16 protein-coding genes and 3 pseudogenes are annotated in these 15,926 nt (G+C 43.3%); 4 read left to right on the forward strand and 15 right to left on the reverse strand.

All coding sequences use genetic code 11. The annotated features are described in order from the left end of the window. Positions 1 to 437: 437 nt before the first annotated feature. Positions 438 to 1,172, forward strand: a complete 735-nt coding sequence (locus tag GC097_RS01690; RefSeq protein WP_171681609.1) for an AraC family transcriptional regulator — start codon at positions 438 to 440, stop codon at positions 1,170 to 1,172. Between the two features lie 122 nt (positions 1,173 to 1,294). Further along, a complete protein-coding gene (gene csaA, locus GC097_RS01695; protein WP_171681610.1) occupies positions 1,295 to 1,624 on the forward strand; it encodes a chaperone CsaA in 330 nt (109 codons plus the stop codon). Between the two features lie 57 nt (positions 1,625 to 1,681). Here csaA and GC097_RS01700 read toward each other — a convergent pair whose 3' ends face one another. The 4 genes and pseudogenes from GC097_RS01700 to GC097_RS01715 form a co-directional block, all read right to left on the reverse strand. Continuing rightward, complete coding sequence (locus GC097_RS01700) at positions 1,682 to 2,083, reverse strand: cupredoxin domain-containing protein (RefSeq protein ID WP_171681611.1); 402 nt, start codon at positions 2,081 to 2,083, stop codon at positions 1,682 to 1,684. A 177-nt stretch (positions 2,084 to 2,260) separates the two neighbouring features. Next, entirely contained in the window at positions 2,261 to 2,806 is a 546-nt protein-coding gene (locus GC097_RS01705; protein WP_171681612.1) for a HupE/UreJ family protein, read from the reverse strand. A gap of 293 nt (positions 2,807 to 3,099) precedes the next feature. Beyond that, positions 3,100 to 3,665: pseudogene (locus tag GC097_RS01710) on the reverse strand (NADPH-dependent FMN reductase). A 3-nt stretch (positions 3,666 to 3,668) separates the two neighbouring features. After that, positions 3,669 to 4,738, reverse strand: a pseudogene (locus GC097_RS01715) (LLM class flavin-dependent oxidoreductase). Between the two features lie 184 nt (positions 4,739 to 4,922). Between GC097_RS01715 and GC097_RS01720 the strand changes: the two are divergent. Then, a complete protein-coding gene (locus GC097_RS01720; RefSeq protein ID WP_171681613.1) occupies positions 4,923 to 6,029 on the forward strand; it encodes a copper amine oxidase N-terminal domain-containing protein in 1,107 nt (368 codons plus the stop codon). 186 nt (positions 6,030 to 6,215) lie between these two features. Further along, positions 6,216 to 7,553 (forward strand): S-layer homology domain-containing protein, encoded by a 1,338-nt coding sequence (locus GC097_RS01725; protein WP_171681614.1) that lies wholly within the window; start codon positions 6,216 to 6,218, stop codon positions 7,551 to 7,553. A gap of 59 nt (positions 7,554 to 7,612) precedes the next feature. Here GC097_RS01725 and GC097_RS01730 read toward each other — a convergent pair whose 3' ends face one another. The 11 genes and pseudogenes from GC097_RS01730 to GC097_RS01775 all read right to left on the reverse strand — a co-directional run bounded on the left by GC097_RS01730 (position 7,613) and on the right by GC097_RS01775 (position 15,875). Beyond that, positions 7,613 to 8,503, reverse strand: coding sequence for a class I SAM-dependent methyltransferase (locus GC097_RS01730; RefSeq protein ID WP_171681615.1), 891 nt, complete (start codon positions 8,501 to 8,503; stop codon positions 7,613 to 7,615). Positions 8,504 to 8,559: 56 nt separating this feature from the next. Then, complete coding sequence (locus GC097_RS35405; protein ID WP_446686391.1) at positions 8,560 to 8,913, reverse strand: MFS transporter; 354 nt, start codon at positions 8,911 to 8,913, stop codon at positions 8,560 to 8,562. A gap of 56 nt (positions 8,914 to 8,969) precedes the next feature. After that, positions 8,970 to 9,329 (reverse strand): annotated as a pseudogene (locus GC097_RS35410) (MFS transporter); the annotation flags it as partial. Positions 9,330 to 9,464: 135 nt separating this feature from the next. Further along, entirely contained in the window at positions 9,465 to 9,950 is a 486-nt protein-coding gene (locus tag GC097_RS01740) for an RrF2 family transcriptional regulator (RefSeq protein ID WP_171681616.1), read from the reverse strand. A 214-nt stretch (positions 9,951 to 10,164) separates the two neighbouring features. Further along, positions 10,165 to 11,136 carry an alpha/beta hydrolase gene (locus tag GC097_RS01745; protein ID WP_171681617.1) on the reverse strand — a complete coding sequence of 324 codons (972 nt, stop codon included), beginning with the start codon at positions 11,134 to 11,136 and terminating at the stop codon, positions 10,165 to 10,167. Positions 11,137 to 11,347: 211 nt separating this feature from the next. Continuing rightward, the gene (locus tag GC097_RS01750) at positions 11,348 to 11,617 is read right to left on the reverse strand and encodes a CD3324 family protein (RefSeq protein WP_171681618.1); all 270 of its coding nucleotides are present in this window, start codon (positions 11,615 to 11,617) and stop codon (positions 11,348 to 11,350) included. A gap of 237 nt (positions 11,618 to 11,854) precedes the next feature. Continuing rightward, positions 11,855 to 12,277 (reverse strand): VOC family protein, encoded by a 423-nt coding sequence (locus GC097_RS01755; protein ID WP_171681619.1) that lies wholly within the window; start codon positions 12,275 to 12,277, stop codon positions 11,855 to 11,857. 16 nt (positions 12,278 to 12,293) lie between these two features. Further along, positions 12,294 to 13,031, reverse strand: a complete 738-nt coding sequence (locus GC097_RS01760) for a DL-endopeptidase inhibitor IseA family protein (RefSeq protein ID WP_171681620.1) — start codon at positions 13,029 to 13,031, stop codon at positions 12,294 to 12,296. 148 nt (positions 13,032 to 13,179) lie between these two features. Next, positions 13,180 to 13,782: a class I SAM-dependent methyltransferase gene (locus GC097_RS01765; protein WP_171681621.1), complete on the reverse strand. Its 603-nt coding sequence runs from the start codon at positions 13,780 to 13,782 to the stop codon at positions 13,180 to 13,182. A gap of 163 nt (positions 13,783 to 13,945) precedes the next feature. Next, positions 13,946 to 15,262, reverse strand: a complete 1,317-nt coding sequence (locus GC097_RS01770; RefSeq protein ID WP_171681622.1) for a hypothetical protein — start codon at positions 15,260 to 15,262, stop codon at positions 13,946 to 13,948. 7 nt (positions 15,263 to 15,269) lie between these two features. Beyond that, positions 15,270 to 15,875 (reverse strand): pentapeptide repeat-containing protein, encoded by a 606-nt coding sequence (locus tag GC097_RS01775; RefSeq protein ID WP_171681623.1) that lies wholly within the window; start codon positions 15,873 to 15,875, stop codon positions 15,270 to 15,272. Positions 15,876 to 15,926: the final 51 nt, after the last annotated feature.

Here is a 15,926-nt window from a genome sequence, read left to right on the forward strand (position 1 = left end):
GATAGATCAAAAATATGATACAAAATGTATCTGAATATAGCTTATGAAGACATACTCTCCAATGTCTCAGGGTATCTGTGTGTCTACATTTTTTCGTTTCAATCATCATTCATTGTGCTTCAAACGATTTGTGCTTAGTGCTGATTTCATGTAATACTTTTAATAGTTTTCCGCATTACCGTTGATAGCCATTCATACACGACAGATTTGCAACCATTCGATTCCCCCTTCCTGATTCCATTTCGTCTTAAACCACCAGATTCGCTCCGGGTAATCCCACCTTACACCACGTGTCAGGCAAGGGGTAGGCTAAAAATCATACCTTTTTGTTCAAAAAACAGAGGTGTTAGTCCGTCGTTATTCGGAATCTATACGTCAAGCTCCTATTGGTCTATATTAGAAATAGGAGATAATCGAAAAAAGGAATAAAACCAATCATGAACCTTTTAAAAGAACTATATGCAGAACGGAGAACGTACGCACCTGTAACCGAATCGCATACGCATAACTATGCGCAATTAATCGTCCCCATGGATGGGGAGATGTCGATACAGACCCAATCGCAACGGCTGCGGCTTACATCGGATACATTATTTCTCGTGCCGCCGAATTGCGAGCATATATTTTGCTCGAACGGTCATCCGAACTCTTTCATCGTGCTCGACATTCCTTCTGAAATGCTCCCAACGACAGGGATTTCCGCTCCTAACGAAGGTATGGTGTATTCGGTGACAAACGAGTGGCGTGGTATCCGTAATCTGCTGCACAGCGAGCTCGAAAATGCACCGGAAAGTAGAGAAGGTGTTCGTTCGCTCTTCCCTTACATTTCACGGCAACTAACGAAGAATCCCAGCCTGCCTGCTTCTATCCAATACATTCACGAACACTTTGCCGAATCCATCACCGTCGAGCAGCTTGCTGCTGTGGAGCACTATAACAGGACGCACTACAGCGAATGGTTTCGCAAAATGACCGGAAGCTCTCCGTCAATGTATATTCAAAAAGTGCGCCTTACGAAAGCGAAGGAATTGCTTCTTCACACGGATTGGCCGATTCTTCATATTGCTATGCAGGTCGGCTTGGAGCATCAGGCTTCCCTAACGCGGCTTTTTCGGCGATTAGAGGGGACAACTCCTAGACAATACCGTGAGGGTATTCGATCAAGCGAATAGCCGTCATTGGGTTAAACCGTTACAGTTATCCAGACAAAAGCCTTCAGCAATCCTTTCGTACAATTGATTACATGCCAACGCAATCGAGCAATCACAATTGTATGATAAGGAGAGCAAGACACATGATAGCTATAGAAGATTTCGACAGGCTGGACATGCGAATCGGCACGGTCATTGAGGCGGAGTCATTCCCAGAGGCGCGCAAGCCAGCGATTAAGCTGCGCATCGATTTCGGCGATCTGGGCATTAAACAATCGTCCGCACAGATAACACGCCGCTATTCACCTGAGTTGCTTATCGGCAGACAAGTTGTCGCTGTTGTCAATTTCCCGTCCAGGCGTATTGCCGGGTTTAAATCCGAGGTACTCATCTTAGGCGGCATCCCCAGCGAAGGAGATGTCGTGCTTCTGAAGCCCGATCATCAAGTACCGAATGGATCGCCGATCCATTGAAAAAAGATCGTTTCATCCCCAAAGAGGTTGAAACGATCTTTTTATATTACAATTCCATTATCTCACTGTTATTGTCCCAAAATACATATACATACCGCAGTGAAATTTATAGGTACCCGGTTTTAAATCTTTTAATGTAATGAAATTATCGCCTTTTTCCAAATAGACATCTATCCCTAAATCAGGAGAGGCTACACTTTTAATACAAGTAAAACCGCTTTTCTTTTTGAAATTCAGCTTTGTTGGCACACCAGCCTGAACCTCGATATTGGCAGGATAAAAGCCGTTATCCTTCACATTTATCGTAGCAACTTGAAATCCATCTTGTTGAGTAACCACGGGTTCTTCGGCTGATGACTCCGGCTGCTGAAAATAAAATAAAGCAAAGATAAAAAGACAAATCATTAGGACTCCCGATACAAGACCTATCCTTGAGAACTTGGACATACGATTCTTCATGCCAGTATCCCCTCTCACTTCATTATTTTGCATAAAAAAATCAACCTAGCCAATGAGCGGCAAGGTTGATTATACACCTTTTCATGAAATTAGAGTGTCTCTCTAGTGCTAATAGTATGAATGAATAATGAAAATTTAGTTTCAATCTGATGAACTATAGGATTGATTGCTGATATTTTAAAAAAATACTCGTTCCCCTAACCAAATTGCCCCCAATACAAACGCCACTATTGATCCTGCATAAACGGCATGCTTTGAAAATTTCCAACGGTGCAACAGCAGCAACAAAGGGAATAGAACCCCAACAATTGTAATTTGAACAGTTTCGATGCCAAGGTTAAAGCTGATAAGAGCCGTAGCGAGCTGCGCTTTCGGAAGGTTCATTTCTACCAATAAATCGGCAAAACCCATACCATGAATTAAACCAAACAAAAAAGTAATGACCCAACGATAGTTAACCTGTTTACGTACAACATTATCGACGGCTACAAAACAGATGCTAAGCGCAATCATAGGCTCGACAAACCATGCCGGCACATGAATAATTCCTAATACAGTCAATGTTAATGTAATACTATGAGCAATCGTAAAGGCGGTAATCATGGAAGCATACTGCTTAAACTTCTGACTAGCGATGATTAGCGAAAACAAGAATAAAAGATGATCATATCCACCTAAAATATGCTCCATTCCTAGATTAAAAAATGAATACCAACCTGACATTTTATTTCCTCCTTGTTCTGATTGCTTAAACCCGTGGAAGTAAGCAAATATGCTTTAATTCTATAAGATCATTATTAAATGAAACTATCATTTTTGTTAACCTACTGTTAAACCTATTACAAATCTAAAAGAAGCGACGATAAAGTTCTTGTCGACATTCTCCGCGAAGTTGAGCATATTTTCGTTGTCGATGCTTTGCGGCTTTGTATATGGGCTAAGAGCTCAATGCGACACCTATTCCGAATTATTCGGGCCAGGTGTCGCATTTTCGTTCTCATAACAAGTTATATTAATTAAAAACCGTAAGCTGCTTCTTTCCTTTCCCGAAGATCGGAATAAACTTCCGTTAATAATACAGTATCTTCAACTAAACGTTCAATTCGGAAAATGACATCATCATTTATAATTTCTTTGAGATGAAAATCTTTTTCTTCTATGAATACATATGTTTGAACGATTTGTGCTTTCATATAAGCCAAAATTGGCTTCAAATGGTGTTCCGCAACCAAATAATGTTTGGATGAACCTGCGGTTATAAGCATGGACAATACCTTATCGCGCAATGCATCCACGGGCAACAAATCAAAAAGGTTTTTCAAGGTACCGGGAATAGATGCCTGAAAAATAGGTGCTCCAATTACAATGGAATCCGCTTCCATCACGCTTCTTGTAACATAACCCGTATCGCCTGCATACTCCATATAATTTCTGCCATCGCTAAATTGAACCTGATAATCAGCTAAATCAATAATATTTGTCTCCACATCCGGATATTTCTCAGCGAAAGCTTTCTGATATAATTAATAGCTGTTCTTGTTTTTGATCCCACGACCGAAGCAGATAAGAGAACAATCTTCATTTTTTACACCTCCGCTGTTTTTCTCGATGTATATTTTTTGACTGCGGGCAAAATCTCATTGCCGATAGTTTCGATCATGCTCCGTATTTTTTCAAAAGGTACGCCGCCGAAATCCACTTGCGCGAGATAACGCTGATGGCCTAATTGTTCATGCTGATAGAGGATTTTTTCAATAATTAACTGCGGACTGCCGACATTCAATACATTACGGGCATCGGTGCTTTGTGCAAACAACTGCTTCGAAAAGCCTTGTCCGTTTGTCAGCCTTATTCCTTCATTGAGATGAGGATAAAATTCCTGAAGAGCTTGTTGAGTCGAATCGGATGAATAAAAGAGACCAGTGGTACCAACCGGTAGCGTGGCGGGGTCGAAACCATTCGCTCTGGCCGTTTCACGAAATGCGTCGATCGTATTCTTAAATACGCTGGCAGGGCCAGCCAGCATAGCCGTCATCATTGGAACGCCGGCGTAGCCTGCTTTTATTGCGCTTGCAGGCGATCCGCCAACAGCGCGCCAAATCGGCAGCCATCCATGTAATGGTCTGGGAATCACACTGGCATTATTCAATGGTTTTCGAAATTGCCCTTCCCAAGTAACGACTTCTTCCTTGTTTATTTTAGTTAATAAATCGAATTTTTCTTCAAATAATTCCTCGTAATTTCTAAGATCGTAACCCAATAATTCAAATAAGCCAACGCGAGATGCGCGGCCGGCAATGATTTCTGTGCGCCCCTTGGAGATCAAATCAATCGTTGCGAAATCCTCGTACACCCGAACTAGATCCGATGTGCTTATGATCGTGGAGGAGCTTCCGATTTTCATTTTTTCTGTGGCCTGAGCTATGGCTGACAGAACAACCGTATGCGCTTGGTTACGAAATAGCTCTGGTGACTTTCCCCAACGCTAAAAAAGTCAACACCCGCTTGCTCAGCCAACTTTGCCATTTCAATGATTTCAAGAATGCGTTGCTCGGCAGATATACGTCTTCCAGTATGGGGATTAGGGAGATGGTCCCCTAATGTATATATGCCGAACTCCATGCCTTTACTCGGATCAATCCTGTACTTATCCAATATTCTCACCTCTGTTTAATGTGATTCACAATTCATTATTTCATTTATGGGAGGAAATGATACAAAAGAACTATATTGGAAAAGACGAATTATCAATCGAACATCCTAAAATTAACTGCAACCCTTCTCTAATAAATTTCGTCATAGATATCGAATACAACATAGAGAGGCAGGACGAATAGCCATGTTAAAAAGAACGATTGCATCCACCGCTATGGCAGCCGTGTTACTGGCCCCAGTCTTGATTGGAGCCCCGGTTCAAGCCATTGAAAATACATCTAGTCATACCGTAGTCAAAACATTCTCCCTTTCTGCGAACACAGGGGAATCATCTCCGTATCTAGAAGATGGCAATCTTATGGTGCCGGTTCGCGAAATCGCTCAAGGGCTCGGCTGGGATGTCACATGGGACGGGAAGTCCCAAGAAATAAAGCTCGTTAAAGGAAATAGTATCATCCGGCTCGTTCCGAACAGGATCCACGGAACAATCGGCGATTTCGAGCCGTTTTTGCTGACGACACCTGTTGTATTAAAGAACGACATTTCCTTCGCTCCTCTCAGAGTATTAGCTGCCAGAATGGGGGCGGAAACGTTGTGGGATTCCAAAAGTAGTATGGCGTCTATCGCGATTCCAAATGAACTGCAGCAATCTCACCTTAACTTCGATTTCAGCAAAGATAATGAAGGATGGAAAACCGGCGTCGCCGATCTCCCGGTCGCCTATCAAGACAAGGACTACCGAATAAACGCTAAAGTGGATACGGTTAACCTGAACGATGGCACAGAAATACATGGCATGATGTTAAGCGGAATGAACCGCAGCGACGATCTGTTCATGTTTATGTCCAAAAAGCTTGACAGCCCAGCGGGTTTGAAACCGAATACGGAATACGAAGTGAAATTACGTTTCGACATGGCCACCAACGAGGCTGAGAGCTCCATGGGAATCGGCGGCGGTCCCGCTTCTTCGGTATATGTGAAAGCCGGCGTTGTGGACCGAGAGCCTTCTGTCATAGAAGACAGTACTTATGCGAACACGCCTTACTATCGCCTGAACCTCGACAAAGGCAACCAATCGACGGATGGTAAAGAAGTAGCTCTCCTTGGAAACATCGCCAAACCGGACGCTGAGAAAAGTGGATTCCAGCTGAAAACCTTCGAACGTTCGTTCAATGTAAGAAGTAACGCTGCCGGCGAATTATACGTCATAATCGGCACGGATTCCGGCTTCGAAGGGTTGCAGACGATCTATTTCACTAACATCGATTTGACACTCGTTTCTAAAGGTTAACATATCTCATCGTTCTCAATAGATAAGAGAAAGATCGTTCTCCCGCCTTCTCGGCTGGTCAGAACGATCTTCTTATATTCGAAGGGTCACCTCCATTATTTATTGACACCCATAAACTTAACTGCTATATTTCTATAAAACATACTATTCCTATAAGAATTATAAATTTGGAGGTGTTTCATTCTTATGAAACCATTGAAATCTCGTAAGCCCTTGCAAATAGCCGTTTTAACAGCTGTCCTCCTATCCTCAGTAGGCACAATAGGCAGTGCGTCCGCAGCAAGTGATTCAGCAGTCTCATACAAGCAGTTTTTGAATGATCAGTATGCCATCACATTGTCAGACTCCATATCAAAAGGCGATTTCGTTATCGCTGTGAACCGCATCTTGAAAGCGGAAGCGAAAGATCAGACCAATGTATTTACAGACTTACAAAAGGACAGTCCTTATTACAATGCTGCACTTGCTTTACACGAAAAAGGTATTCTATCCGAAGGCAAACTGCAGGGTGATCAGCCGCTTACCCAGCTGCAAGCGACTTTCATAGCTTTGAAAGCCTCCGGCTTGAAAGAACTCGCCTACACCTATCCCAAGGATAAAATCAAGGCCGCTCTCGCTAAAGTACATATTGATTACGATCAAAACAATCAATTAACGCTGCAAGCCGCCCAAGAGCTGGCCGCCGCAATTGATACTGGTCTTGTCTCTTCTGGTTTTGAAGCGAATGCTGCGGCTAGCCAAAGCTTTGCTAGCGAACTGCTTAGTAAAATTCTGACTTTCAACGGACAATACAAGCATTTTATTGGAACAACTTCCGATGATGATATTTTCCGCAAAATTAACGATGCCTGGCGTACGGAGGATCTAATCTCATCCACAGATTTGCGTTCTGTCTTCGATGAAGCCTTGAAAAAGAATCTCATTACTGGCTACAATCTGAAGGATTCTCGTTTCGATGCAAACTTTGATCCAAAGCAATCTCTCACCTATGGACATTCTGACATTACGCATGCGATTCAGTTAATAGGATTGCTGCGCAGCGAGAACATACAGGCAAAAGTACAGCTGGAGCCCAAAACGTCTGCCTTTATTTATCTGAAAGAATGGGGCGAGCCGACACAATCCGACGATTATCAAGTCGTCCAAATCGAGAACGGCAATTTCATCGCCTATGCCAAGGAATACGACATTGAGTTCGAATTCGATAACGCTGAGCAAAAGAACAAGTTCCAACAGGTCATTTTCCAATACGCTAAAAAGAACAGTAATGACCAAACAGGACTCATTTTTTCTTCCTGGTGGCAGCCACTCTACTATTCATTATCCGATGTGAAAGACTATAAAGTGATCGCTAACAATAAAGTCAGTAAAGGCCATTATTATGCACAGTCCTTCTCACTCAGCGATAAATCTGACGAAGTTGTTGCTGGGCTAAAGAAAATTAACCCTAGCTTGAACGTCGACTCCTATAAGTTCTGGGTGGACGAACCTTTCTACAATTATCTGCTAGGTGAGTATAAATAAAAAATAAAACAGTTGCCCGGGATTCCTATTCTCCCGAGCAACTGTTTTTTTACAAACACTCAAATCTCTCTCATATACATGTTCTGATCCTGCAAACGAATCAGTACTTTGCCGAAACGTCCCCCCTCCTCGATGACTACTTTGCCGGACGGATATGCTTGCTCCAAATAGTCAGCAATTATGTTCCGATTCCGTTCATCTACAGGCAGCCGGTGATGGTGCAACCAAGTCAGCGCTTCTTGCAGCGCCGCTTCTCTGGAGACTTCCGTCGTTTTCGTTTCCCGCGTGATTAGCGATTCGTAGGCATAGCCTTTAAGATACAGCAGATGCTGCAAATATCCCATTTCCATATGTTTCGTATGGAAGGGCTTGCCGGTGACGAGCGGCCAGATTTCATTCACTAGGCTGTTCTCTGGAGAACTTGCCGGCATACTGATATAACAAAACTTCCGAGCACACTTAAGTATCTTTTCCACGCTATCCCAATTGTGAATGACCGGGCACATTGAGACAAAGACAAGATCGAAGGACTGACTCCAGCCTTTGGTCTGCACGTCGATCTCTTCAAACAGTTCGGGTACAATATTCACTTTGTCTTCGGCGAACTTCGAGATGTTTTCTTCCAACAACTCGACCAGAGGAAGTGAGGACTCTACAGCGGTTACACGGGCTCCCCGCTCCGCAAACGGCACTGAAAACACTCCCGAAGCAGCCCCAATATCCAAAATGGAGGCGTTTTCGAATCGAACCCCTTGTCCTTCAAGCCAATTCATGACTCGTTTGGTGCGTTTTCTTCCCTCTTCGTTAAACGATTGTTCGTTGAAAGACTTGGCCTTATGGTCAAAAGATCGGGCAGGATCGACTCCCGCCTTTTGCATCTTGTTTAATATCGTATTGGAATCGTCTTTCCAAGCTTTTTCCCAAATAGCCGCATCAAAAAAATTGTTCATGATCGTTCCTCACACTTTCTATATAGTATATGGACTTTCCTAAAAGGACAGCAGTCCTAACCTGCCGCCTGTTCATGTTGCGGCGACTTCTCTTTACGGAGGAAAAGACCGAGTACGACCGCAATAAGGGCGATGAAGACGCCGATCCAGAACGCATTATGGATACCGGCTGCCAGCCCTCTGGCTATTTCCGCTGGAGACTGAGGATCGCTCGCTCCGCTCAAGTACTTTTTCTGTCCACCTGACATAATACTGATGTACAGGGCAGTACCGATTGCGCCGGACACCTGCTGCAGCGTATTCAAAATCGCTGTCCCGTGCGGGTGCAGATGGTTCGGCAGTTGATTGAGCCCAGCTGTCTGTGCGGGCATCATCACTAGCGTGATGCCAATCATCAGCGCGATGTGCACGGCGACGAGGAAGCCGGTGCCCGTCGTTTCGTCGAACCGGGTAAATAGCCACAGTGAAGCGGCGGCAGCAGCATGCCGGTCCCAATCGCTTGAATAATCCGGCCTACCAGCAGCACGCCGAAATCCGGCGACATCGCCGAGATGGCCGTACCGACGAAGAACAGACTCATCGCCGACAGAAACATTTGCCGGGTCGTGTACCATTGCTGCAATACCGCCGTCACCGGAACGAGCACACCAACGACGAGCAAATAGGCGGTGGCAAGCCATTGAACCGTCGTCGCAGACACGCCGAACGATTTCATCAGTTCGGGGAGGGCATTGCCCATTAGCGTCTCGTTCAAAGCGGCAACGAACATCCCGATGATCAGTGCGAACATGATCGGACCGCGCTTTACATTTTTTATATCTATCATCCGTTTCTCCTCCAAGTCTCTACATTCAGTTCAAATTCAACTATTATAGATCGATAATATCTATAATTATAACAAAAAAAAAGAATTGATCCTTTACGGATCTTCATTATCCTTAATTAAAACGCAAGAAGTGCATCACTTCTTGTTTACTTCGTGACTGCAACGTTTGAACGCCTCATCCAATACAGACTGAATCGTATGTTCCCTCAAGTATTGGTGCAGATGCTGTTCCGCGCCGTTCATAACTTTCTCAACCAAACATTCATTTTTTCCCGGTCGTTGCTGATCTTGCTGGGGAGCCCCCTCTTCCGCTAACAACTGATGCTGCCGCGAACTCGAATTCGAGCATTCGAATAGCTGTTGTCTTCCTTCAATCACTTGAATCACATCAAAAAACGTAATCTGATCCGCCGGTCGTCCAAGCTCGTAACCGCCGTTCACTCCTGTCACAGCACGTACGATTCCATCCTGCCTTAGCTTAGACATGATTTTGGATAAATAGCTTTCAGAAACACCAAGTGCACCAGATAACTCCTTGATCCCGACGTTGTTGCAACGCTCCGAGTGTCCCAGATGCATTAAGGCGTGCAGGGCATAATCTGTACTTTTGGAGAACTGCAAGGTTTCCTCCTCCCTCCTCAAAATTATCATTATTATGGATCTTCATTATCTATAATATTGGATTCAATTCCAAATCGCAATGTCTTTCTTGTTTCTTGCGGTCTCGCCCTCCTTATATTGCCCGGCTGAGCGTTAGGCTGGGAAGACATCTTCAATATTCGAACGTTCAGCCGGGCAAAATTGGAGGAATTCCTCTCTTGCGACAGTCTTTAAATCAGAGTAACTCCAGAGCTTTCAATAAGGCATATTCACTTGATTTGGCGCCTTCTTGAGAATAATGCGCATCCGGAAACATTGGAGCCAAATGATGATATCCAGGGTATACATGTAATTCAACTAAGACACCGTCAAATGCTAGTTGTTTTGCAAATAATATAGCTTCATCTATGAACAAATCAATGCTTCCTATGCTTATATAAGTGGGTGGTAAACCAGCAAGTGATTTTGCGCGCGCAGGCACATAATACTCGCTTGTCCCCTCTTGGCCGGGCTCATGTCCTAGTACCGATTTCCAGCCGAAATAATTGCTGTTTCTTGTCCAAACGAACTCGCCGGCATATGGATGCTCTGGCGAAATACTCGTTCGATCATCGAGCATTGGGCTGCGCAGTCTTAGATGATGGATGTCGAATTCTTTCTGATCCCTAACATACAGGGCTAGTCCCGCCGCTAATCCACTACCAGCGCTGCTGCCCGCAATAGCTACTTTCTGAGTATCTATCGCTAATTCCTCGGCATGTTCAATGCACCATTTTAGGCCCGAGTAACAGTCTTGCAATTGACTGGGCTGAATATGTTCCGGTGCTAGACGATAGTACACAGATACGCAGCAAAAACCATGCTGCACAGCTAGTAGCGCGTTCCCTCGGCGATCAACGACCGGACTGCCCAAAACCATTCCCCCGCCGTGAATCGAATAATATAACGGCATCTTACTGTACTTTGATTCGCGGGGCTTAATAATTTCTATGCGAATATCGGGACCGCCAAAATAACTTGGCACCGACCTTTCTTCGAATGTGACAGGAAACAGCTGCGTTACATCGATTTGCGGCAGCATTTTTGATTGATTTATCCGTGATTCCATTAGTGTAGTTTCGGAAAGATCGCTTGTCGGTATTAGATCAATCGCGCGAATAATCTCGGGATCGATCAGATGCCTGCTTCTGTTTTTTGGTTCGTTCATCGTTACCGTTTCCTCGCTTTCTTGATGTTGGGTCCAGTATTCCCCGTCTGAATTGATTTCAATAGTTACATTTTTCTCCTGCGGCATTGATTCCTCGTCCGCTTATGTATTATTCTAAAGAACATAATAAGCTATTAAAATGAAAACAATAACTTAGAATCATTTTCGACATAAAAAAACACTGATGAAAAAACTTCACCAGTGTCGTTTGCTACTTATTTCGAGAATAAACAATTTTCTTAATGGTTTCAATGGAGAGAAAATAGTCCTTAGCAAGCTGTTCAATATTGCTCTTAGTCTTGAAAGCGTGTCTAATAGCGGCATTTCGGTGATCTATCCACTGCCTTCCGCCACTTAAGCTTCCCCAATGATTATATTCCTTCTCCTGCTTAGGAATATAAATCGTCTCACCCTGGACATATTGTTGAATTTCCATAATCAGCTTTTCGGGTAATATTTTTTTGGCATTCGTATATTTCATTCCGCTTCACTCCTTATTTTGGATAATAAGGTGCAAAGCCAAAATATTAGAAAAGTTTATTCAGCGTTAGATAAAATTCCGCCCCATGCAAAGTAACGCCTCTCTAATACTGGCTTTGCATGAGTGTAAGAAGTCACAGACAATCTCAAGAGATTCTCCATCAGTAAAGCACCTCCTTTTATTTTGTCAGTATACCATATTTCAAATGAATTCGCCTGGATAGAAAGCAATCTCCCATCAATCTTTAGAAAGGCCATTTGTATTTTGCAATACAATTCTCCATCCGTCCGGATCACATATAGTGATTCCATTCCGCTTCCAATAAGGGTTTTCGGGTTCTACTTCGTAATAGCCCATCGAAGCTAGTCTAGACACGATTCCATTCCTAAGTGCTAGTACTGGAATGTAAAATACTAATAAATTATCTTCTGATGGAGGCAAAATGGGAGTTGCATTAGTATGTTGAGTAAATTCCAAATGATAATGAACACTTGGCATACCAAACATAACACCATCATAACCATCATGATTTGTAAATGAACCTACAATTTCTAGACCAAGACCTTTATTATAGAATTCAATAATCTTTTCTAGTTGGTGTGTAGGTCGAGCTACACGAAATTGTGTTGCAGGGAATTGTTCTGACCACTCATTATTCATATAGTCCTCCAAATTATTAATGGATTTCAGTGATTGGCGAATCGATGCGCCAGCCCTTTCCTTCAACGAAACGGACCTTAATGTCCTTTTGTTCCACCTGGTTGTTCCCTACTGGCACTGTATAGTGGTAGGTCTTCTCATCGATAGAGTCCTTCAACAAAACGGCTGTGGAGTCTCCCCAGCTCATAAGAGAACCGCCATCCGCATTCACCTGGGCGAGCTTGTTGTCAACCTCAATGTAATCACCAGCCTGAACAAGCTGATTCCAGAAAGCTGCCACCTGTTCCGACGTGTAGATCTTTTCCAAAAAAGCGATGAGCTTCTCCTTCGAATTTAAATCGTCCCCCATCCAACGAAACTCATGCTGCTTACCTTTTACCGTAAAGGTCTTCACAGGTCCTTCAGGATGCTGGGTGCCACCGCGGCCTACGACCCAGTAGAGCTTCTGAGCTAAGCCGGCCAGTTGTACAGCTCGCTTCGGATTCATATCCGTTAATTTGGTGAAGGGATCGGACTCCACAATCACAGCTTGGTTACCCGGATCCCAAGTAACGAACGCGCCCAATGCCTCGGCGAGCCCTCTTGCCGGAATCATCGTACTGCCGTTGATGATCTGCGCCGGCACTTCCGTATAAAGCTCTGATCCGTTAACGATCAGTTTGATGGTGTTCGGAGACGCATAAGACACGACCGAGAATGCCAAAGTACCCACCACAATACCGCTAACAAATGACTTCCAATTCCAATTTACCATTTCCACCACTCCTATATTTGTTATCACTCTATGCGACAGACAGATTCACATTTCGCTCTTCAATATAGAGAAGTACACCACTAATGACTAGGGTGGAAAGTACATAACTTTTGGCTAAACTTCCGGAACCATTGCAGATGCTGCGAGTTTATCTTTGAGAATCAAGAATAAACATAGATGCATCTTGCCCCATAAATATTTTACTTCCATGATAAAATGTTTTGGATTGAATATCCCTGTACCCTATTTTAGCCATCATGTCAGCTAGGTCATCTTGATTAAATCCGTTATGAACGATATCTGAAACAATTTCCTCATTTTTATTAAAATCCACGATCAGTAAATGTCCTCCTTCATTGAGAACATCGAACAATTTTGATAACACGAACTCAACATCTTTAATGTGGAGCAGAACCTGAGCCATAATGATATAGTCGGCATGCAAATCTGAAAGCCCTTCCTTTTCAAAATCAAAGCATAATGTATCTACATTCGGAATATTAAAATCAGAGATTTTTTGCTTAATTTGATTAATCATGTTGGGTGAGGTATCCAGAAAAAGCATAGAATTAAACTCGTTTAGCAAGTTCATTCCAACAAGACCGGTCCCACAACCAAAATCAATAGCATGTTTATCTTTAGCGTCGACTACATATTCACGGATGGCATCTGATGATACCTTTGCAATTTGAATTCTTTCAGAAGTGTCATATATATTAGCTATCGTTTCAAACTTATCTGTATTTCCCATTCTTATCTCTCCGATCTAAAATTTACATTAGTATTTAAATCCAAAGCCACTCCTATACAGTGGTTTATTGAATAGAACTTCTCTTTACTCTAGGAAGAGACCTTCTTCTACATACAAAAAAGACGGCTTCCCGATGAGAGGGTAGCCGTCTTTTTCAATAAAACTACGGAGAGGCGATGAGGGTAATCTGTACCGTATCGCTTGTTTCTTTACCAGGAACTGTTGCCTCTAAAGATAACTGATCGCCTATTCGGTAGCCTTTATAATACCAGTAGAACGAATAGCTGCCATCTGCTGCGGCGACTGCAGTTTGAAGGCTCCCTGTTGTATCGTTCGTTAATGTAACAATGGCCCCAGGTTCTGCAATTCCATTGAAGGATTCTGTTTCTAAGATGTCATCGTTAATGGTTGGAACTTCCGTCTGACCCTTTGTCGCTTGTACAACAAATGGGACAGGATTGCTCCTTGTCATGCCGTTAACTTGAGCTCTTAGTTCAACAACATCCCCTGCTTTCAAATGGACATAGGATTGGAAGAGCTGAGAGGTTGAGAAATTACGATCCCAACCTGTACCAAAAGATCCTACAATAGAGTCGTATTTATTCGTCAGGGTCATATTCGTGTAACTTAATTCTGAATTCAAAGTGCCTTGCAGCATAAATCCGTTCGTATATACAACTCCAGTAACCGTCGGTGCCGCAGTCTTAGGTGAGGCTTCTAACGTCAAATAGACCAGGTCGCTCGTTGCTTTGCCAAAGCTTGTAGCGTTGACTTTTATTTGATCGCCTGCATGAAGGTAACCCGCAGGAAACATAGAAAAGCTGAATGATCCGTCAGAAGAAGCAATGAGCCACGAGCTAAAACCACTTGGCAAAGCACGAAAACTTACGAAAGCTCCTGGTTCAGCCCAACCGGAAAAAGCAGCCTCTGTAGCCTTAGCTGTTAATTGTAGTTCCTCACCTTCAGTTAGGTTGGCAACTGGATTTTCAAGCAATCCGTATGCCCAGAAACTGCCTTCTTGCGCTACAGCCCGAGAGGTTACATAAGTTCCATCTTGTTTCTTCAGATAAACATATGTCCACTTGTTCGTCATCCCAGGCACTGTGTTTCCGCTAATGCGGAAGAAATTCGTATAAATGTCGCCTGTTACCGTTGGTTTTTCTGTTCGCTTGGCTGTGCCCACCGTCACTTCAATCGGCACGCTGGTATCCTCACAAATCACAGCCGCTATAATGGTCATGTGGTCTCCGCTCTGTATTACATTGTTTGCATCAGGATAGAAAGTAAAAAATCCATCTACATTGGAGGCTACAGTTCTCATCTCTTTACTGCTGGAGTCGGATTTTAGGATGACAGTTGCCCCAAATTCTGCCCAACCACTAATAAGAGTTTCATTGACGACATCTGTCATGACAGATGCGGTGCGACCTTGAGTAGGTTTTACAATAAAAACAGCAGGGTCGCTGGAATTTTTACCCAATCACCAATTAATTCATTTTGGCTCCATGCGAGAGTGAAAACAACACTGCTTGCTCTGTATCCATTCGCAGCCCTTTGATTGTGATGGCTTTGAAATCCACACCTTCCATTTTAGCTCCCCTTACATCAGCACCCTGTAATTTCGCTTTAGCTAGCATTGTTCTCGTAAGATCACAATTTCTTAAGTCGGCTTTTTCTAAATTGGCTTCGGTTAAATCAGCTTCCAAAAATTTAATTCCACGTAAATCTTGTTTAACCAATCTGGCACTTCTCAAATTCGTATAAGACCAATCCCCTTGGTGTATGGTGATTCCATCCAGATTGGCACTGGAAAAATCTGAGCCCGTCATTTTGCAGTTTTCAAACTTCGAGACAAATAGATTGGCTTCGATAAAGTTACAATTTTCAAACGCGGATTCCATATGAATGGAGCTGTTTAACGCGGCCCCCCGAAAATTACATTCAACGAAACGGCAGTTCCTCGTTGTGATCTCCTCTAACGACCCGTTAGCAAATGTACAACGATGAAACGTGCAACTTAATAGCTCGCCATACCTCAAATCTTGATTGCTAAAGTCTACTCTTTCATAATTTTGATTGATATGTTCAAACATGATACTCCTCCTCATTGCCCAATAGTTGACCCATCAACTATTGGGCGTGTA

It is taken from the genome of Paenibacillus planticolens (genome assembly GCF_013141725.1).
Lineage (GTDB): Bacteria > Bacillota > Bacilli > Paenibacillales > NBRC-103111 > Paenibacillus_E > Paenibacillus_E planticolens.